The organism is Empedobacter sp. GD03797, assembly GCF_029842105.1.
GTDB lineage: Bacteria > Bacteroidota > Bacteroidia > Flavobacteriales > Weeksellaceae > Empedobacter > Empedobacter falsenii_C.
The window spans coordinates 1-18,665 of the sequence record NZ_JAOCFS010000023.1 but is presented as its reverse complement, the minus strand read 5'-3'; the positions used below and the strand labels follow the sequence as shown (position 1 = coordinate 18,665).

Sequence of the window (18,665 nt, the reverse complement as noted above, 5' to 3'; positions counted from 1 at the left end):
AAATATTTCATTATCATAACAAAAAGACGAACGCTTGTAGTTCGTCTTTTTTTTGTGTTTACCTTTACTAAAATTTTATAGAAAAATGATTCAACCCGATTTTCTAAAAGAAGGTGATAAAATAGCAATTGTTGCGCCAGCAAAACGAATGTTACAAGGCGAATTGGAGGAAGCAATAGACTTAATAAAATCGTGGAAATTGATTCCTGTTCTTGGGAAAAATATTTATGCTGAATATGATTTTGGCTACAAATATGCTGGAACAGATGAAATCAGAACCGAAGATTTTCAATGGGCATTAGATGATGCTGAAATCAAAGCGATTTGGTGCGCACGTGGTGGATATGGTTCAGTAAAAATTATTGATGAATTAGATTTAACCAATTTCAAAAAATCTCCAAAATGGATAATTGGTTATTCTGATATTACTGTTTTTCATAATCATTTTAACCGATTAGGTTTTCAAACAATTCATGGTGTTACAGCGAAGAAATTAGCAAATACCGAATATCATCCAACATCTTATCAAAGTGTTTACGAAGCATTGTTTGGACATGAAATTAATTACCAAATTCAATCACATGCTTACAATAATTTAGGCGAAGCAAAAGGAGAATTAATTGGCGGAAATCTTTCGATTGTGTATTCACTTTTGGGGAGCGAATCTGCGATTACAAATCCTTCGGATAAGATTTTATTTTTAGAAGATTGGTTCGAGAATTGGTATGCAGTTGATCGAATGTTGATGAATCTTAAACGCAACGGAATTCTTACTCATGTAAAAGGAATTATTTTAGGAAACTTTACGCATATGGATACCGAAGAAGAAAATGCTGATAACTACAATCATCCATTCGATCCAAAAACTTTTGAAGTCATTTATAGTTTTACAAAAAAAATAAATATTCCAGTAGCTTTCGGATTTCCTGCAGGGCATACAGGTCACAATGTTGCACTAAAAATGGGTGCGAAAGTTCAGTTAAATGTTACTTCAAATAATGTAACTTTGCATCATTATACAAACAAATATGAAACAAGATAATTTAACAGTTATTACTCACCCGTTGGTAAAAGCAAAAATTACGCAAATGCGTGATAAAAACACAACAACGAAAGAATTTGGTGAATTAGTAGACGAAATTTCAGGTTTAATGTGTTACGAAATTACACGTAACATCGAGCTTGAAGAAGTAGAAGTTGAAACGCCAATTATCAAAACAATCGGTTACAAATTAAAAGGAAATGATATGGCTATCGTTCCAATTTTACGTGCTGGATTGGGAATGGTAAAAGGAATTCATCAATTAATTCCAACAGCTAAAGTTGGTCATATTGGGCTTTATCGCGATCATGATACATTACAACCAGTTGAGTATTTGTGTAAGCTCCCAACTGATTTAGATTCTCGTGATGTGATTTTGGTTGATCCAATGTTAGCTACAGGAGGTTCTGCAATCAAAGCAATCGAAATTTTAAAAGAAAAAGGAGCAAAATCTGTTCGTTTGGCTTGTTTAGTTGGTTGTCCAGAAGGAGTGGAAGCAGTACAAAATGTTTATCCAGAAGTTCCAATTTTCTTGGCTGCTTTGGATGAAAAATTGAATGAAAATGGATACATCGTTCCAGGTTTAGGTGATGCTGGAGATCGTTTGTACGGAACAAAATAATTTTTTTGAATGAGTATTAGTTACGATTTCGGGAAAGAAGCAGAAGATTTTGCTGTCAATTATTTAATCCAAAATGGATACAAAATATTGGCTCGAAATTATTTTTTCAGAAAAGCCGAAATCGATATTATTGCTCAATTTGAAAATGAGATTGTTATTATAGAGGTTAAGAGTCGTACTTCAAATTATGTTGCCGAGCCAGAAAGTTCTGTTAACACAAAGAAGAAGAAATTGTTAATTCTTGCCGCAGATGATTTTATTCAGAAAAATAATTTTATTTCTGAGGTAAGATTTGATATTTTAGCACTTTTAAAAAAACAACAATCTTGGAGCGTAAATCATATCAAAAATGCATTTAATGCTTCAGAAATTTAATCAACTTTTATGGAAGTATTTATGAGTCTTTTTGACTTTATTATGCATATCGACCAGCATTTAGCAGAGTTTGCAAATGAGTATGGTTTGTGGCTTTATGCAATTTTATTTTTAATCATTTTCGTGGAAACAGGTGTGGTTGTGATGCCATTTTTACCTGGAGATTCACTGTTGTTTGCGGCAGGTATGTTGGCTGCGCAAGAAACAAATGATATGAATGTGTGGATTATGATTGCAATTCTTTTGGTGGCCGCTATACTCGGTGATACGTTGAACTATACCATTGGAAAAAAAGTTGGTTACAAAGCAACTAAAGTGAAGATTTTTGGTAAAAATTTCATCCAAGAAGAACATATCAATAAAACGCATGAGTTCTACGAAAAATACGGTTCAAAAACCATTGTAATTGCTCGTTTTGTACCAATAGTAAGAACTTTAGCGCCTTTTGTTGCAGGAATTGGACGAATGGGATATTCTATTTTCATTACATATAATGTAATTGGAGCTGTGTTATGGGTTGTTGGTTTAACGCTTATTGGATACTTCTTAGGAAACATCGAATGGGTTCAAAAGAATTTTTCTAAAGTAATTTTAGGAATAACAATCGTTTCAATACTTCCAATTTTTGTAGAAATTATCAAAGAAAAGTTCGGCAAAAAAAAGGTAGCTGAACAAGAATAACAATAAAAAATTAACTCGACTTCGGTCGAGTTTTTTTATACCTTTAAATCATGGAAATTTTAGATTACATACTACATATCGATAAATATTTAGAAACCATTTTGAATGATTATCAAAACTGGTTTTACTTGATTTTGTTTCTCTTAATTTTTATCGAAACAGGTTTGGTTGTCATGCCTTTTCTACCTGGCGATTCGCTTTTATTTGCGGCAGGAATGTTGGCTGCAGCTTTTCCAGATCAACTCAATATTTATATCGTATTAGGTTTGCTTTGGGTTGCAGCGATTGCAGGCGACACGGTCAATTATACGATTGGAAAAACCTTAGGAGCGAAATTAGTCACAGCCAAAATTTTCGGAAAACGAATTATTAAAGATTCTGCCATTCAAAAGACTGAAGATTTCTTTACAAAATATGGTTCTAAAACCATTGTAATTGCACGTTTTGTTCCGATTGTAAGAACGCTTGCTCCCTTCGTTGCAGGAATTTCTAAAATGCATTATGGTACATTTATCAAATATAATTTTATAGGTGGAATAATTTGGGTTTTCGGGATTACATTGGCTGGATATTTTCTAGGAACAATTCCATTTATCAAAAACAATTTCGAGATAGTTGTCATGGCAATTATTGTTTTTTCTTTAGTTCCGATTGTTGTAGAATTCGTCAAAGAGAAAATGAAGAAATAAAAAATGAACACAGAAAATACCATTTTCATCATCTTACTTTTGTTAATAATTTTTCTACCAATCATTTTATTTATCATTGATTCACAAAAAGAATATAAACACGAAAATGATGAAGTTATTCGCGTCAAGATTGCTTTTGTAAGCTATATTTCAGTTTTCAATACAATTCTTTTCGCAATTCTTTGTCTCACTTTTTTATTTGTAGCTTATCAATTATTGTTTGTGACAGATTTCACTTTGACTAACATAATTATTGGAATGATTTCTTTGATACTATTCTTTGCTTTTATTATTCCAATTGCGAATACTTACAATCATCTCTTGAAGGAATCTAAGCGCGAAATTTATTTTTTCAGGAATAAAAAGGCTTTGTTAGTTGTAGAAAAAGAAACAGAAATTATAATTGATTTAGAAGATGAAATGATTGAAATCAATCACGAAGTTTCTAATAAAAGTTCTAAATATCAAACTGGTCATGGTAAATATAATTTTACTCAGAATGAAAACGTCATTTCAATTTCAGATTTAATCAAATTTCCTCAAGATTTTCTTGATCGAAATAATATTGAACAAGTTAAAGTTTCGAAACTTTTTATTTGGATTTAGATAATCATTCAAATAATTCTTATCTTCTATCCTCAAAAATATGAACTAATGAAAAACCTATTAATTATTTGCTCTATCCTTTTTTCTTTTGTTGTAAATGCGCAACAAGGTTATCCTGTCCCTCCAAAATCAGAAAATAGACTATTTTATATTCAACACAACGACAATAAAAATACGTTTGTTTACGATGCACTTTTTTCGAGCAAAGGGATTTTAGATGATGATAATCCAGTTGATATTTATCGCATTCTTTATGCTGAAGATGGTTCAAAAAAGCCCTTGACTTCTATACAAAAGAAATTGGCATATGGTTTAGATATTAAGAAAATTGAAAAGAATGTTTTTCAGTTGACACTGGTTTCTTATCCAACTCAAAAATTAACGCTCAAGCTTGATTCTCAAAAAAAACCAATTGTTCAAACAACTGTTAATAACAAGTTGATAACATTGAATCGTGTTTTTTTGAAACAGAAGAAAGGAACGGCTGGAATCTCCGTAAAGCTTGATTATATTTTATTTTACGGAAAAGATAAAAACGGAAAATCTGTAGAAGAGAAAATTGTTCTCTAAAAAAATCTTCCTAAATTAGAATCTTTAAGACGCAATTTAATAGCATATGATCGAAGTAAAAGAGGTGAACACGCCAAGTGAAATGAAGAAATTTGTCGATTTACCTTTTGAAGTGTATAAAGATAATCCGTATTGGGTGCCTTCTTTAAAGAAAGATGAACTCGCAAGTTTTGATAAAAAGAATGCAATTTTTGAGACGGTAGAAGCTAACTATTTTTTAGCTTACAAAGGCGAAGAAGTGGTTGGGCGAATTGTTTCGATTATCAATTGGACCGAAGTAAAAGAACTTGGAAAGACTAAAATTCGGTTTGGTTGGTTAGTTTTTAAAGATGATATTAACATTCTGAAAGCTTTATTAACAACTGTTGAAAACATTGCTAAAAAAAATAAACTGAGTTATATAGAAGGTCCGATGGGATTTTCGAATATGGATAAAGCGGGGTTATTAACAGAAGGATTTGATAAAGTTGCAACTTTAATCGGTTTGTATAATTACGAATATTATCAAACATATTTGCAAGAATTAGGTTATCAACCAAAAGCCGAATGGTTAGAATATTCTATTGATATTGCTAATTTGGGTAAGGTAAAACAAATGGATAAATTGTGCGAAATGCTCAAAAAACGTTACGAAATTGATACGTATAAATTTGAAACAATTGACGAAATGTTACCTTATGTTGATGAGATGTTCGATTTGTTGAATGTGACGTATGCAGAATTGCAAAGTTTTGTTCCGATAGAAAAATTTCAGGTTGAACATTACAAAAAGAAATATCTAAAATTTATTCATCCTGATTTTATTTCGTGTGTAAAAGATAAAAACAACAAAATGATTGCTTTTGCGATTACAATGCCTTCATTTTCGAAAGCATTTCAGAAAACGAAAGGAAAATTGTTTCCATTTGGTTGGTGGCATTTGATGCAAGCACAAAAAAAGAACGATCATGTCGAATTTTATTTGATTGGAATTGATCCTCATTATCAAAATAAAGGTGTAAATGCCTTGATTTTTAAAGAACTTTATGATCGATTTATAGCAAGAGGGATTAAAACTTTAGAAACGAACCCTTTGCTTGAGGAAAATACAAAAGTGCAACAATTATGGAAAAACTTTGATCCTGTTGTTCACAAGCGACGAAAAACATTTTATAAAAATATAGAAGCATAAAAAAAGGTTAGGATTTTGTCCTAACCTTTTTAATTGAAATAATAATTAATCTTGATTGTCTTCTTTCCAATCTTTGATTGTACTTTCAATTTCTTCTCTAGATTTTCCTGTTTTTTCCTGAATTTTACCTACAACTTCATCGTATTTTCCTTCAGCATAAACTTTGTCATCATCAAACCAATCACCATATTTTTGTTTTACAGCGCCTTTGATTCGATTCCATTTCCCTTCTAATTCTAATTTGTCCATAATTTTTTGTTTTATAAGTTGTAAATAGATTTATACTATATGTTGAACAAATATTAAACCATAGATTTCGAAAGACTTATAAAAAAATGTTAAATAAAATATAGGAATATTGGTTTAGAATACTGCGAAGTAAATCAAAATAATGATGATAATAACAACCACTATAAATTCAAAAATGGGGATAGTTCTCCCTCCAGATTTCAAATTTCTTTTTCTTTTCGAATACATACCAAACCAACTTATAACCAAATAATGACCTAAATTTATGAAAAATATTATAAATCGTTAGAAAACAATAAATCATAAAAAAAGACTTTGAAAAATATTTTCAAAGTCTTTTTTGTTGTACGGGCGGGGAGACTCGAACTCCCACACCTTGCGGCACTAGATCCTAAGTCTAGCGTGTCTACCAATTCCACCACGCCCGCTAAAATCTCACCGATTTGGATTGCAAATATACACAAGTTTTCTTTCTAACAAAATTTCGAAATAAAATTTTTTTAATCTTTTTTTACATTCTAAATTTGTACAAAGCTTTTACAAAAATGGAAATTACAGGAAGAATTAAAAAAATATTTGAAACTCAAAATATTACTGCAAGTTTCAAGAAAAGAGAATTCGTTGTTACAACGCAAGAACAATATCCACAAGATATTTTAATTGAGCTTACACAAGATAAGACAGATGTGTTGAATGCTTACAAACCTGGTGATGAAGTGAAAGTTTCTATCAACATTCGTGGTCGCGAGTGGGTGAACCCAGAAGGTGTAGCAAGATATTTCAATACAATCCAAGCGTGGAGAATTGAAAATATGGCAAATGCAGCTGCACAAGCACCTCAAGGTTACGATAATTTTGCACCAGCGCCTCCAGTAGATACTTTTTCTAACGGAGATGATGATGATTTACCATTCTAAGGAAAACAAAACATCAATTAATACTAAACGTGTTCTTTATTGGACACGTTTTTTTAATTTTATATAAATTATACACAAAACGATATGTATTGGTTAAGTTCTGATTTAATCTTTCCTGATTACGATGAAGTGAATAGTGAGGGAATTATAGCTGTTGGAGGAGATCTTTCACCAGAACGCTTAATTTTGGCTTATCAGAAAGGAATTTTCCCTTGGTTTAATGAAGAAGATCCAATTATTTGGTGGTTTCCTCAAGATCGATTTGTCTTATTTCCAGAAAATTTACATGTTTCGAAATCGATGAAGAAAGTTTTTCGAGATCAAACATTTACCTATTCAGAGAATAAAGCGTTTCGAGAAGTGATTACAAATTGTTCGCAAGCGTATAGAAAAGATCAAGACGGAACTTGGATTACAAATGATATGATCGAGGCATATTGTACGTTACATGAAATGGGAATTGCAAAAAGTATCGAAGTTTGGCTAAACGACGAATTGGTAGGTGGTTTTTATGGAATTGATATGGGCGACGTTTTTTGTGGAGAAAGTATGTTTGCGAAAGTGAGCAATGCTTCCAAAGCTGGTTTTATACAATTTGTTGCAAAATATCACAAGAAATATAAATTGATCGATTGTCAAGTTTATACAGAGCATTTAGCGAGTTTGGGTGCAATGGAAATTCCGAGTGATATTTTTTTGGAATATTTGGAACATAATCAATCAAAATAATATGAAAAAATTTATAGTTGCCGATATAGAAAAAGCACATGAAAAAGTGAAATCTGGAGCAGATTTTCCGAATTATATCAAAGAGATTAAATCTTTAGGCGTTATAGCTTTTGAGACTTGGGTGGTGGATAGTCATACTAATTATTTTGGGACAGATGATTTCGAAACGACTTCTGATGCACAATACGATGATTTAATGATTGTAGATGATGTAAATATTGAAAAGTTTATCGCGTATCTAAAAATTCATCAAAAAGGTGAAACAGATTATTTTACGTTTTGTAAACATTGCGCAGAAACAGGCGTAGAGAAATGGATTGTTTCTTTAGAAGATTATACGTGTACTTATTTTGACAAAAACGGAAATATGATACTAAATGAAAAAATCCCGCATTAATAGCGGGATTTTTTATGATTTACTATCAATTTACTTCGTAAAAGTAATAGGATATTTTAGATTGCTATACTCGTTAAGATCTGCATTTAACGACCCAACTAATAATCCAGCCTTTATTTTTAGCGGAACTAAGTTATCATCGTCAGAAATCCACATCGTAACCGATTCTGATTCTTTGAAAACACGACCAGATTGTACGTATGGACGAATTTTGATTGCCGCAATTTTTCCGAATTTTGTTTTTAAGGTTTCACGTCCCAAAACTTTCAATCGAAATTTTAGCGTTTCGTCACCAAGAAAAATATTTTCGTTCAAATAATCTCCTGTTTTAAGAGTGGCATGATTGGTATTACGTAAACTGTAAAAAGCAGAAAGTAAATCTTGCGCATCGTACGGAATTGTTTCTGTCGTTACTTTTCCATCTCGTTTATTTTCAACTTTTGCTTTTCTATTGGCATGATCAAAATAATAGATTTGATGACGTTTGTAACTTCCTTCTACAATATTTCGAACAAATTTTGTTGGTTTCAAATCTGTTTTATCAATATACGATTCGTAATTATCATCTACCTTAAAAAAAGCACGCACAGCACCAGTAGAAGTTCCTTTTCCTACGATATGAAAATGACTTTTTCCGTTCAAAGTAGCTTCTTTTACATCAATTGATGCATATCCTGCATTCAATCCAGAATAATGAACTCTAAACTTTAGATTTTCGCCAACTTTGTAGTTGATTTGAGCATTTAAAGGCAATGCAAAAGAAAGGATAATAAAAGTAAAAAATAAAATATATTTTTTCATTTTGAATTTTTGGTTTTGTGGTTAAGATTCAAATTGTTTGCCAAAAATAATAAAACGCCTTTATAAATTGATATAAAGGCGTTTTAATTTATGAGAATCTAATGATATTCTAATTTTCTTCTTTTAGTGAAGATATTTGATCTGCTTCAGTTGAAGTTTCAAAATCTGAAACATTGATAACCGAAACGATTTCTGGAACATATTTTTTGATGGTCATTTCAACACCTGACTTTAAGGTCATTTGGTTGACAGAACATGCTATACATGCACCTGTAAGGCGAACTTTTACAATATTATCTTCTACACATACTAATTCGATATCGCCTCCATCTGAATTTAAGAATGGTCTAATTTCAGTTAAGGCCTTTTCAACTTCTGAATATTTTTCTTCTGGAGTCATGATCTTTTACTTTTTTAATTTTTTGCCGAACAACCTGCCATCGTTGTAATACGAACAGCTTCTGTTGGAGGCAAAGTATTGTTACGTTCTACTAAACTTTGTACTGCGTTACGTGCAATTTCTTTGTAAACATTAGCCACAACAGTATCTTCTTGCATTGCAGCTGGACGACCAACGTCAGCAGCTTCGCGAATAGATTGTACAATTGGAATTTCGCCTAAGAAAGGAACACCAATTTGTTCTGCTAAGTTCTTTGCACCATTTTGTCCAAAGATATAATATTTATTGTTAGGTAATTCTTCTGGTGTAAAATACGCCATATTTTCTACAATTCCTAAAACTGGAACATTAATCGCTTCCATTTGGAACATTCCAACTCCTTTTTTAGCATCTGCTAATGCAATATTTTGAGGCGTAGAAACCACAACTGCTCCTGTAATTGGAACTTGTTGTACGATAGATAAATGAATGTCACCTGTTCCTGGAGGTAAATCGATTAATAAGAAATCTAATTCTCCCCAATGTGCATCACGAATCATTTGATTCAATGCTTTTGCAGCCATCGGTCCTCTCCAAACAATTGCTTGATCTGTATCAGCAAAAAATCCAATTGATAATAACTTGATTCCGTAAGCTTCTACTGGTTTTATTTTCGTTTTTCCATTAACTTCTACAGAATATGGACGAGCATCTTGACAATCGAACATAATTGGCATAGAAGGTCCGTAGATATCAGCATCTAATAAACCAACTTTGAATCCCATGTTTGCTAAACTAATTGCTAAGTTTGATGAAACAGTAGATTTACCAACACCACCTTTTCCTGATGCTACAGCGATAATATTTTTAACACCTGGTAATTCTGAACCTTTGATTTCGTTCGGATTTTTTTCTTCAACTTCAACAGAAATGTTAAGTTTAAGATTTGACTCAGGTAAATTTTCTTTAAATGCATTTTTCAACGCAATTTCCAAACGCTTGCGTTCGTGCATTGCAGGCGAAGGAGAAACAATATCCAAAATAATATCATTTCCCATCACTTGAGCGTTACGCATCCAATTGCGAATACCCAATTCTTCTAATACTTGATATATTTGATCTCTTGTGTAAGCCATCTTTTAAATTTAATGCGACAAAATTACGAAGAATCAAAGACTTTAAATAATCTAAAAACGTGATTTTAATTGTTTTGCTTTATAATTTGATAAATAGACTTAATTTGATGTATATTTAAACTTTAAATCTGACTATGGAAGAGCATATTATTTATCTGACGAATATAAGAAAACAGATTATTGATGAGCTTGAACAACACTCTCTGAAACAACTACTTTATATACCTGTTGGCTATAAAAACAATTTGTTTTGGAATGCGGCTCATGTTTTGGCAACACAACAATTGATCCATTATTATTTAACCGATAATAGGATGTTGGTCGATATTCAGTTTATTCAGAAGTATAAAAAAGGAACAATTGGAAATACGGAAGTAACGGAAGAAGATGTGACAGAATTGAAGGAAATGTTGGAAAGTACACCAATGCAGATGTTCAAGGATTATCGTTCGGAAAAACTATCGTATTATCGATCATATAAAACAAGTTTTGGTATGACATTAGAATCGATTGAAGATGCAATTTTGTACAACAATATTCACGAAGCAATGCATTTGGGCTATATGATGGCGATGAAAAAGAATATTCCTTTTTAAAATCAAACGCAGAATAAAATTTAAAAATTTAGATGTTAACATACAGAGATGCTAAACGAAGCGATTTAGAAAAAATAACAGAAATTTATAATTCGACAATAGCTTCGCGATTAGTAACTGCCGATACAGAACAAGTTTCAGTTGAAAGTAAAGTAAAATGGTTCGAAGAACATTCACCTGAAAAAAGACCACTTTGGGTTGTAGAAAATGAATCGAAAGACATTGTAGGATGGGTAAGTTTTCAATCTTTTTATGGAAGACCAGCTTATGATGCAACTGTAGAAATCAGCATTTATTTAGATGCAGCGCAACGTGGAAAAGGTTTAGGAAAACAAGTGTTGGAATATAGTATTACGAAAGCACCAGAATTTGGAATTAAAACGATTTTAGGTTTTATCTTTTCGCATAACGAACCGAGCTTGAAATTATTCAAACATTTTGGTTTCGAAGAATGGGGAAATTATCCCAGTATTGCAATATTAGACGGAATAGAAAGAAGTTTAACTATTTTAGGAAAACGAATCGCATAAAAAAACCTCAATTCATTTGAAGTGAGGTTTTTTTGTTTATAAACTTTTTTTGAGTTTTAATTCTCTTTTTACTTTGGTATTGTTAAATTCACTTAAGCTGAATCTGTACATTTCGCTTGAAAGATCTTTATTATCAACGATTCCACCAAGAATATACATAAAATCATTGTAGATAAATATTTCACCATTAAGTGCAAATATGTTGTTTATTGCATATTCTTTCAGAATTTTTTCCTGTGTATCAAATGTATAAAATATACCATTTTCGTAGATATAAATGAGATGTTCTTTTTTTGCTAATGATGGTCTACTCATGGCGATAGGAAGTTCAAATTCTTTTGTCCATTTTCCATCATTTAGATTAAAAGAATCAATTGATTTTAATAAATGATTTTTGTTACCTCCGATCAAATAAATCTTATTATCAACTAGAATTGCTGGCGCTTCTTTCGCGTCTGGCATAGGATCCATTTCGTACCACAATCCAGTAGAAAGATTGTACATACTAACTTTGTTTGTGAAAAACTTTGTTCCATTATTATATTTTTTTGTAGAACCTCCAAAGAAAAGTACTTTGTTATCAACTTTTACTGATGCAAAATTGACAGCCTGATGAGCCATTACATTATCTATGATTAAAGTGTCATTTTTAACATCATAAACATCTATTTTGTTGTTCAAAAGTTCTCGATTTCTGTTGTTACCGAATCTTCTTCCTCCAAAACTATAAAGCAAACCATTGTGACTAATGATAGAATTATTTGCAATGGTTGAAGATTTAGTTTTTGATGTTTTCCAAAAATCTCGTTCCAAATCATAAATATAAATTTTATTACTAAATCCTTTATATTCTGTTCTCACACCAACATTAGAAACGTCTCCGCTCATCACATATAATTTGTTGTTTTCTACTATAACTCCAAAAGAATAAACACCAATTTCTGGCATGTTTTTCAATTTCTCATATTGTACAGAGTTATTTAATTTAGTTTTAGCGTTGATTTGTACTTCTTCTAATTCTATTTTTTCTTGGGCAAAAGATTTTGTTTGCAGAAAAAAGATAAATAGAAAACTAATTAACGAAGCTGACGATATTGATTTCATATTTAAATAGTTGATTTATGTTGTAAATAATTTTTACCGAACTGTTTTTATAGCCTCTTTAATATGATTTCGAGTGATGAAAAAAATGATAAAGTATAAAAACATTCCAACAAAAATATAGATGTAAGAATAATCGATAGATTCATCATTTAATATTGCAGATAATTTTCTTGCACTTGAAAAAGACAGGAGAATAAAAAGTAACATAATTATATAACAAATGTATCCTGCGTAGGAAGAATCTTTCATGAGAAAAATGGATATAATGTTTAAAACTAATGCAATTATAGAAAACAACTTGTATTGTTGATAAGCTTCCATTGCGGTATCATAAGTTGTGTTTTTTAATTTTCCAGTTAATTCTAATTGATCCATTTTAATTCCTCTTTGCTCAAGGATTTTAATAGCTTCATTTTTTATTTCAATTGGATAGCCAAATTGTTGATAGCGTTTTACAACATCAATTAGCAGATTCGTCTGCATTGATTTTAATTTTTCGATACGATTGTCCATAGTAGTAGAGAGGTTAATTATTTTATTTCCCAATACTCCAAATCAGAGCTTTTTCTTTAGTTGCTCTGTAAATTGTAGCATGTTCTTCTTTCGGTTCTGGAGAATAATTCCATTGTAGATTTGGAAGTTTTTCTTGTGTTAAAATATTCTTCAAATCATCTGTATAAGGCAAAATATCACTTGCTCCAGATCCTGCAAACCATAACTTTTTTGGAGTAGAAGGAAATTTAGCTAAATCATCTTTTGCATTTAATAACATTTTATGATCGTTCCACCAAAGTGAAGGATCAATCGCAATATAATAATCAAACATTTCGGGTTGTTTCAGAAAAGTTTCCATGATAAATAATCCAGCCAACGATTCACCAATAATTCCTTTTTGGGATTGAGTGCGATACTTTTTCGTGATTTCAGGAAATAATTCATCCTTGACAAAACTTCTAAATTCATTCGAACCTCCCACAACATCGGCTATTTTTTTATCCTCTTCGTTTTCGGTTGGTGGACTCAAATCTTTGCGACGTTGTATATTTTCAATTCCAACCAAAATAACTGGTTTTATTTTTTTCGAAGTAATCAAACTGTCCAATGTGTTTGCAATATGTGGAAAATCCTCTTTTGTTCCGCCATCAGGCATATACAAAACGGATAACGAATCCTGAGTAGTTGAATATTCTTTTGGAACCCAAACATTAATAATTCGCTTTTCATTTAGAATTTTAGAATCAATTGTAAATGTTTCATGTTTTGGAATAGGATCATTGTAAACAACGGGATTAGAGTTTTTGCAAGATGTCAAAAAACTAATAGAGATTACAACTAATAAGTAGTTAAAAATCGATTTCATGTATTTCATATTAAAGTATTTAATCAAATATACAAAAATCATAAAGAGTTGATTTTCTATTTAATAAAAAAGACCACTAAAAAATTAGTAGTCTTTTTCAAATTATTTTCTAAAGAGTTTTTAATACTCTAAAAATCTCACTTTATCTTCGATTGGTTGACGAACAGCTTCTGGAGAATCTCCTTCAATTTTTCCCATATAGAAAACACCAACACATTTTTCGCCTTCTTCCATAGTTGTAAACTCATCAACATTGGCGATAATGTTTGCTGGAGAAGACCAATATGCACCAATGTTTAGCGCACTTGCCATTAACCACATATTTTGAACAGCCATAGAAGTCGCAGCTAATTCTTCCCATTCAGGATTTTTTTCTGTGTTGATAAAATTGATTAATACAATTTTATTCGACTTATCACATTTCTCAATTAATGCATTTATTTTTCTGTCGCTCAATTGATCTGTTGGCGTTCCTTGCACATAAACACGCTTCACGTATTCGCGGAAACGGTCTTTTGCAGGACCTTCTAAAACGACAAAACGCCAAGGTTCAGTTTTTTTATGAGAAGGCGCCCAATTTGCAGCCTCAAAAATTTGATTCAATTCTTCGCGCGTAATTTCTTCTTGATTGTATTGCGGAGGAAATATAGAGCGTCTATTTTTTATGATTGATAATAAATCGTTTGCATTCATGTTGTAACAATTATTAATTTTATTCTACTAATCAAGCAAATTTACATTAATTTCAATTAAACCAACGTTAAGATGAAAACATTAGATTACAACAAAATTGAATATTAAAAAAACAATAAATTTCAATTTGATATTGGGAAATATTTCAATTAATCATTAGAGCTTTTCCAAAACAATTGGCAGCTATTTGTGATTTATGCCCTTATGGTAGCCATTATTTATATGTTTACTTCGTGCACTGTAATTGGTTATTTTTTGTGATGTATCCACTTATAACGGGATTTATGATTGGTGCAGACGTACTGAAAACAAAATGTCGTTAGAGCTAGGTGACTTTTTTGGAGGTTTCAAAAATATAGGAAGCTATTTCCTTTTAACGCTTATCATTATGGGAATTTTGCTAATTTGAGTTTTATATGCAATGCTTCCAGTAAGGTTTCCAAAATTAAAATTATAGTAAATCAAGTAAGTATTTTAAAAAAAAAAACTATCCCAAGGCAAAATTTATTCTTTTTTCTAACGCTCATCAGCACATTTACAAAAAGTCAACGCTAAACCAACAATTTATTTTGTAAAAGAATTGTTTTCCATTCTTATATGAAACAGTTATTTTGAAATTTCATTATTTTTGTACATACTTATAAAGAATGAATCACTCAAAAATAAATTTTTTACTATTTCTTTGTCTTACAACATTCTGTTTTGCTCAGCAAAAACTAGATGAAAAGAAATCTGTAAATTTTGAGTATTATAAAAAATTGCTGAATACAAATTCGAATAACTATAATTTTAATTCTGAAGCCCTTCTTCAAAATGCACAAACTTCTGATGAGAAGTTTTACGCAAATTATATTATGGGTGGAATGAAATATAGAAATGGCTTTTATATTCAAGCAGTCTATTATTATGAAGAAGCTGGAAAAATAGGCAAAAATATTGATTCAATAAATCTAAAAATGGCCTATACAAATGGTTTAGTAATGTCATATAGAAGGGCAGGGCTTATAGAACAATCAAATGATGCTTGGCAAAACTATATTAAACTACAAAAAGAATATAAAAATCCCTTCAAAGAAGCTGAATATTATTATAATCTATCCAAAATCTATGATATTGATGCGGATTATTGTAAAGCTTCTGAAGCTAGAATAAAATATTTAAGTTTAGTACCTTTAGACATTCAAAAAAAAGATCCTGATTACATTTTTGCAGTGTATGCCCAAAATGCTTTTACTCAAATGAAATGCGGTAATATTTTTGAAGCAGAGAAAAATATAAAAAAAGCAGATAACACAATACGTGATGTAACCATAAGGGAAAACTCATCGTTATATGAAATTTATGAATTAGCTAAAGCTCTATTAGCAATAAAAAATGGAAAAAAAGAGGAAGCGAAAACTTATTTTTCTTCAGCATATTCTAGATCTAAAACCAAAAACACAGTTGCAGCTACAAAACTTATTTTAAAAGAGAGACTCGCCGCAAAAATAGATTCACCTGAAGAACAATTATCCTTTGTCGAAGAAATAGATAAGTTAACCCATAATGAAACCTTAAATATACAAGAGTTAATTAAATATGAAACGAGAAAGTCAAAAAATAAGATTCAAGAAGAGAAATATAAAACAAGTATTAGTTTTATTATTATTTTATTCTGTACAATAGTTGTGATTATTTTGATTTGGTATAATAGATTTAAGCGTAAAAAGCTAACTTCTGCATTTCAGGAGATTATTGCTGGTCTTGAACAGAAAAAAAATGTAAAAACAACAACTCATTCTATAATTTTCGAGAAGTCTAGAGAAATTGAAAATGAGGATCAAATTATCAAAAAATTGAAGAATTTAGAGCAAAAACATTTCTTTTTAGCTCAAAATTTTTTAGCAATCCAATTAGCATCGAAACTTAATATCACTCCCAGAAATTTAAGTTTTCTACTGAAAAAATATTACAATCAAGACTTTAATAATTATATGAATGATTTACGAATCGATTATTTTACACAATTACTAAAAGATAATCCGCAATATCGTAAATACAAAATTGCAGCTCTTGCAGAAATGTGTGGTTATAAATCGTACAACCAATTTGCAGTAAATTTTAAGGCTAAAACAAAAATTTCTCCTTCACAATACATTACTTATTTACAAAAAGAATCACATCAATAATAAATTTTTTGTTTAGATGACTCAGCTATTTTTATTGCAAATTTCTTTAATAATTCCATTTTTACCTATCAATTTTATTTGTTTAACTAGATATCATTGTCTCAATGACTACACATCTAAAATTCTTTTTTCAAAAAATTCATATCACTGATAATCAATTGAATGTGTTCAATTGATTATAGTCATTTAATATGTTGTTATAATTGATTAGTCTTGTATGTTAAGCTTTCATATTGTGTTTTAATGCTTTCTCTTTGTATCTAATTGAGATCATAATCACAAATGAAAATTATGTTTTCGGAAAAAGCACATTCAATATTTTTTACACATTCAATATTTTTTAGAAATAAAAAGTATTGTTGTGCTTTCTTATTTTCATTGATCTCTATTTCTTTTCACGCTCAGATTTTTCAGAGTAGCAATTCACAACTTTATGTTTCTGAGGGAGCCACAGTAGTAGAAATTCATGATGAATCAATTATTGAGAATATCAAACCTATAAAGGGGGATTTTTACATTTCTAAAAACGCAGTTGTATCCGATGATCAAAAAAATCTCTTTGCAAAAGTAGTTGACATAGAGGATTCCAAAATTAGGACTACTCCATTAAAGCACTTAGCAGTTTCTCACAAGAAACAAAAAGAAAAAGAACAAATAGAACCTACAATAAAATCGTCATACAGCTTTGAATGCTCAAGGTCTTCTTTGTTTTATGATATTGGGAATCAGATAGGAAAGTTTATATCTACAATTAGTAATACACAATTAGTAGGAGTTTTTTCAAGCCAAACAAAAATCGACTATCGAAAAATTATTTTAGGAAAATCAATTAAATCTTTCTATAAAAACAAAGGTTTAAGTAAAATAAGCGAAACATATTTTTCAATTCGACCACCACCTATAGTTTGTTGAATAATAATTAATAAAAAGTAACAAATAAAAATAACCAAATGAATAAAAATCTTTATATAATAATTGCAATTTTAATTTCAGGAGTAGCATTCTCACAAGTAGGAGTAAATACATCAAATCCACAAGGGGTTTTTAATATAGATGGAGGTAGAGACAATCCTCTTACAGGTGCAGGTTCTACTTATACTCCAGCACAACAAAGAAACGATTTGGTGTTTCTTACAAATGGTAATTTGGGATTAGGTGTTACAGCACCTGTTCAAAAGTTAGACATTGTAACTGGCGGAACTTCTGCTTCTCCTATTGCAGGATTTAAATTAGATGATGGCACACAAGGTGAAGGATATTTTCTTATGAGTAAAGCAGACGGTACAGCTTATTGGAAAGAAGTAGCAGTAACAAAACCAACCATTTTGGGAACTTGGGGGACTTCTGTCATTACTTCTGATGATTCATCTTCTGCACCTCTAGAAATCTATACGGGAGCAAACATTACCCTTCCAAAAGGAAAATGGGTGGTAAACTTCGGTTTGAATTTAAATATAACAGCAGATGTACCGCATAAATCTGGATTTTGGCAAAAAGCATATCTTTCATCAAGTTCTACTACCAGAGAACAAAATGGTTTTGAAATCATAGGTTCTAATACAACTCCATATATGGGATATGCAACAGCTATCACCAAAAGTACGAATGCTGCTAATTCTATCAATTTTTTATCTGGTTCTTCTGTAGTGGTGGTTACAGGTAATAGTGCTACTATTTATGTTTTACTCAAAAATTCAAAAAGACAATTAGGTGCTACTACGGGAAATATGTGGGAGTTCGACCCATCGTTGAACGATATGTATTTATATGCAATGCCAGTAAACCAATAATAAACCAGCCGATTAGCAATTAATAATAATGATTGTGATACGGCATAATACTTTTATAAT

At 30.7% G+C, this 18,665-nt stretch carries 24 protein-coding genes and 1 tRNA gene; 16 read left to right on the top strand and 9 right to left on the bottom strand.

What is annotated here, in order from left to right; all coding sequences use genetic code 11:
• The first annotated feature begins 85 nt into the window (after positions 1 to 85).
• From N5D90_RS13135 to N5D90_RS13100, 8 genes are read left to right on the top strand one after another with little or no spacing between them, the layout of a single operon-like run.
• Positions 86 to 1,042, top strand: a complete 957-nt coding sequence (locus tag N5D90_RS13135; protein WP_280062774.1) for an LD-carboxypeptidase — start codon at positions 86 to 88, stop codon at positions 1,040 to 1,042.
• Positions 1,029 to 1,664, top strand: a complete 636-nt coding sequence (gene upp / locus N5D90_RS13130) for a uracil phosphoribosyltransferase (protein ID WP_125349581.1) — start codon at positions 1,029 to 1,031, stop codon at positions 1,662 to 1,664. The genes N5D90_RS13135 and upp overlap by 14 nt, the downstream gene beginning before the upstream one ends.
• A gap of 9 nt (positions 1,665 to 1,673) precedes the next feature.
• Positions 1,674 to 2,039 (top strand): YraN family protein, encoded by a 366-nt coding sequence (locus N5D90_RS13125; protein ID WP_125349580.1) that lies wholly within the window; start codon positions 1,674 to 1,676, stop codon positions 2,037 to 2,039.
• A gap of 9 nt (positions 2,040 to 2,048) precedes the next feature.
• Positions 2,049 to 2,720: a DedA family protein gene (locus N5D90_RS13120; RefSeq protein WP_280062773.1), complete on the top strand. Its 672-nt coding sequence runs from the start codon at positions 2,049 to 2,051 to the stop codon at positions 2,718 to 2,720.
• Positions 2,721 to 2,770: 50 nt separating this feature from the next.
• Positions 2,771 to 3,409 (top strand): DedA family protein, encoded by a 639-nt coding sequence (locus N5D90_RS13115; RefSeq protein WP_280062771.1) that lies wholly within the window; start codon positions 2,771 to 2,773, stop codon positions 3,407 to 3,409.
• A gap of 3 nt (positions 3,410 to 3,412) precedes the next feature.
• Positions 3,413 to 4,015 carry a hypothetical protein gene (locus N5D90_RS13110; RefSeq protein WP_280062770.1) on the top strand — a complete coding sequence of 201 codons (603 nt, stop codon included), beginning with the start codon at positions 3,413 to 3,415 and terminating at the stop codon, positions 4,013 to 4,015.
• A 48-nt stretch (positions 4,016 to 4,063) separates the two neighbouring features.
• Positions 4,064 to 4,585, top strand: coding sequence for a DUF4833 domain-containing protein (locus N5D90_RS13105; RefSeq protein WP_280062768.1), 522 nt, complete (start codon positions 4,064 to 4,066; stop codon positions 4,583 to 4,585).
• Between the two features lie 46 nt (positions 4,586 to 4,631).
• Positions 4,632 to 5,756 carry a GNAT family N-acetyltransferase gene (locus N5D90_RS13100; protein WP_280062767.1) on the top strand — a complete coding sequence of 375 codons (1,125 nt, stop codon included), beginning with the start codon at positions 4,632 to 4,634 and terminating at the stop codon, positions 5,754 to 5,756.
• Between the two features lie 45 nt (positions 5,757 to 5,801).
• Here the strand turns inward: N5D90_RS13100 and N5D90_RS13095 are convergent, their stop codons facing one another.
• Both N5D90_RS13095 and N5D90_RS13090 read right to left on the bottom strand, forming a co-directional pair.
• Positions 5,802 to 6,005, bottom strand: a complete 204-nt coding sequence (locus N5D90_RS13095) for a CsbD family protein (protein ID WP_038336421.1) — start codon at positions 6,003 to 6,005, stop codon at positions 5,802 to 5,804.
• A gap of 346 nt (positions 6,006 to 6,351) precedes the next feature.
• Positions 6,352 to 6,433, bottom strand: a tRNA-Leu gene (locus N5D90_RS13090).
• 117 nt (positions 6,434 to 6,550) lie between these two features.
• On the opposite strand from N5D90_RS13090, the gene N5D90_RS13085 reads away from it, so the two are divergent.
• The 3 genes from N5D90_RS13085 (at position 6,551) to N5D90_RS13075 (ending at position 8,048) form a co-directional block, all read left to right on the top strand.
• On the top strand, positions 6,551 to 6,922 hold the full coding sequence (locus tag N5D90_RS13085; RefSeq protein ID WP_180905392.1) for a DUF3127 domain-containing protein: 372 nt from the start codon (positions 6,551 to 6,553) through the stop codon (positions 6,920 to 6,922).
• A gap of 84 nt (positions 6,923 to 7,006) precedes the next feature.
• Complete coding sequence (gene aat / locus N5D90_RS13080) at positions 7,007 to 7,651, top strand: leucyl/phenylalanyl-tRNA--protein transferase (RefSeq protein ID WP_280062765.1); 645 nt, start codon at positions 7,007 to 7,009, stop codon at positions 7,649 to 7,651.
• A 1-nt stretch (position 7,652) separates the two neighbouring features.
• Positions 7,653 to 8,048 carry a DUF1398 domain-containing protein gene (locus N5D90_RS13075; RefSeq protein ID WP_280062763.1) on the top strand — a complete coding sequence of 132 codons (396 nt, stop codon included), beginning with the start codon at positions 7,653 to 7,655 and terminating at the stop codon, positions 8,046 to 8,048.
• 30 nt (positions 8,049 to 8,078) lie between these two features.
• Here the strand turns inward: N5D90_RS13075 and N5D90_RS13070 are convergent, their stop codons facing one another.
• The 3 genes from N5D90_RS13070 to N5D90_RS13060 form a co-directional block, all read right to left on the bottom strand.
• On the bottom strand, positions 8,079 to 8,849 hold the full coding sequence (locus N5D90_RS13070) for a DUF3108 domain-containing protein (RefSeq protein WP_280062762.1): 771 nt from the start codon (positions 8,847 to 8,849) through the stop codon (positions 8,079 to 8,081).
• A gap of 109 nt (positions 8,850 to 8,958) precedes the next feature.
• Positions 8,959 to 9,249: a NifU family protein gene (locus N5D90_RS13065; protein ID WP_280062761.1), complete on the bottom strand. Its 291-nt coding sequence runs from the start codon at positions 9,247 to 9,249 to the stop codon at positions 8,959 to 8,961.
• A 14-nt stretch (positions 9,250 to 9,263) separates the two neighbouring features.
• Positions 9,264 to 10,364 (bottom strand): Mrp/NBP35 family ATP-binding protein, encoded by a 1,101-nt coding sequence (locus N5D90_RS13060; RefSeq protein ID WP_114998705.1) that lies wholly within the window; start codon positions 10,362 to 10,364, stop codon positions 9,264 to 9,266.
• A 134-nt stretch (positions 10,365 to 10,498) separates the two neighbouring features.
• Between N5D90_RS13060 and N5D90_RS13055 the strand changes: the two genes are divergently transcribed.
• Positions 10,499 to 10,960 (top strand): DinB family protein, encoded by a 462-nt coding sequence (locus tag N5D90_RS13055; RefSeq protein WP_038336414.1) that lies wholly within the window; start codon positions 10,499 to 10,501, stop codon positions 10,958 to 10,960.
• A gap of 32 nt (positions 10,961 to 10,992) precedes the next feature.
• Complete coding sequence (locus N5D90_RS13050; protein ID WP_280062760.1) at positions 10,993 to 11,490, top strand: GNAT family N-acetyltransferase; 498 nt, start codon at positions 10,993 to 10,995, stop codon at positions 11,488 to 11,490.
• A 36-nt stretch (positions 11,491 to 11,526) separates the two neighbouring features.
• Here the strand turns inward: N5D90_RS13050 and N5D90_RS13045 are convergent, their stop codons facing one another.
• From N5D90_RS13045 to N5D90_RS13030, 4 genes are all read right to left on the bottom strand, one after another.
• Positions 11,527 to 12,594: a kelch repeat-containing protein gene (locus N5D90_RS13045; RefSeq protein WP_280062758.1), complete on the bottom strand. Its 1,068-nt coding sequence runs from the start codon at positions 12,592 to 12,594 to the stop codon at positions 11,527 to 11,529.
• 33 nt (positions 12,595 to 12,627) lie between these two features.
• Positions 12,628 to 13,077, bottom strand: a complete 450-nt coding sequence (locus N5D90_RS13040; RefSeq protein ID WP_280062757.1) for a hypothetical protein — start codon at positions 13,075 to 13,077, stop codon at positions 12,628 to 12,630.
• 52 nt (positions 13,078 to 13,129) lie between these two features.
• Positions 13,130 to 13,963, bottom strand: a complete 834-nt coding sequence (locus N5D90_RS13035) for an alpha/beta hydrolase (RefSeq protein ID WP_280062756.1) — start codon at positions 13,961 to 13,963, stop codon at positions 13,130 to 13,132.
• 111 nt (positions 13,964 to 14,074) lie between these two features.
• The gene (locus N5D90_RS13030) at positions 14,075 to 14,647 is read right to left on the bottom strand and encodes a nitroreductase (RefSeq protein WP_180905388.1); all 573 of its coding nucleotides are present in this window, start codon (positions 14,645 to 14,647) and stop codon (positions 14,075 to 14,077) included.
• A gap of 647 nt (positions 14,648 to 15,294) precedes the next feature.
• On the opposite strand from N5D90_RS13030, the gene N5D90_RS13025 reads away from it, so the two are divergent.
• The 3 genes from N5D90_RS13025 (at position 15,295) to N5D90_RS13015 (ending at position 18,605) form a co-directional block, all read left to right on the top strand.
• Positions 15,295 to 16,815: a helix-turn-helix transcriptional regulator gene (locus N5D90_RS13025; protein ID WP_280062752.1), complete on the top strand. Its 1,521-nt coding sequence runs from the start codon at positions 15,295 to 15,297 to the stop codon at positions 16,813 to 16,815.
• A gap of 291 nt (positions 16,816 to 17,106) precedes the next feature.
• Positions 17,107 to 17,727, top strand: a complete 621-nt coding sequence (locus tag N5D90_RS13020; protein ID WP_280062750.1) for a hypothetical protein — start codon at positions 17,107 to 17,109, stop codon at positions 17,725 to 17,727.
• 38 nt (positions 17,728 to 17,765) lie between these two features.
• Entirely contained in the window at positions 17,766 to 18,605 is an 840-nt protein-coding gene (locus N5D90_RS13015; RefSeq protein ID WP_280062749.1) for a hypothetical protein, read from the top strand.
• Positions 18,606 to 18,665: the final 60 nt, after the last annotated feature.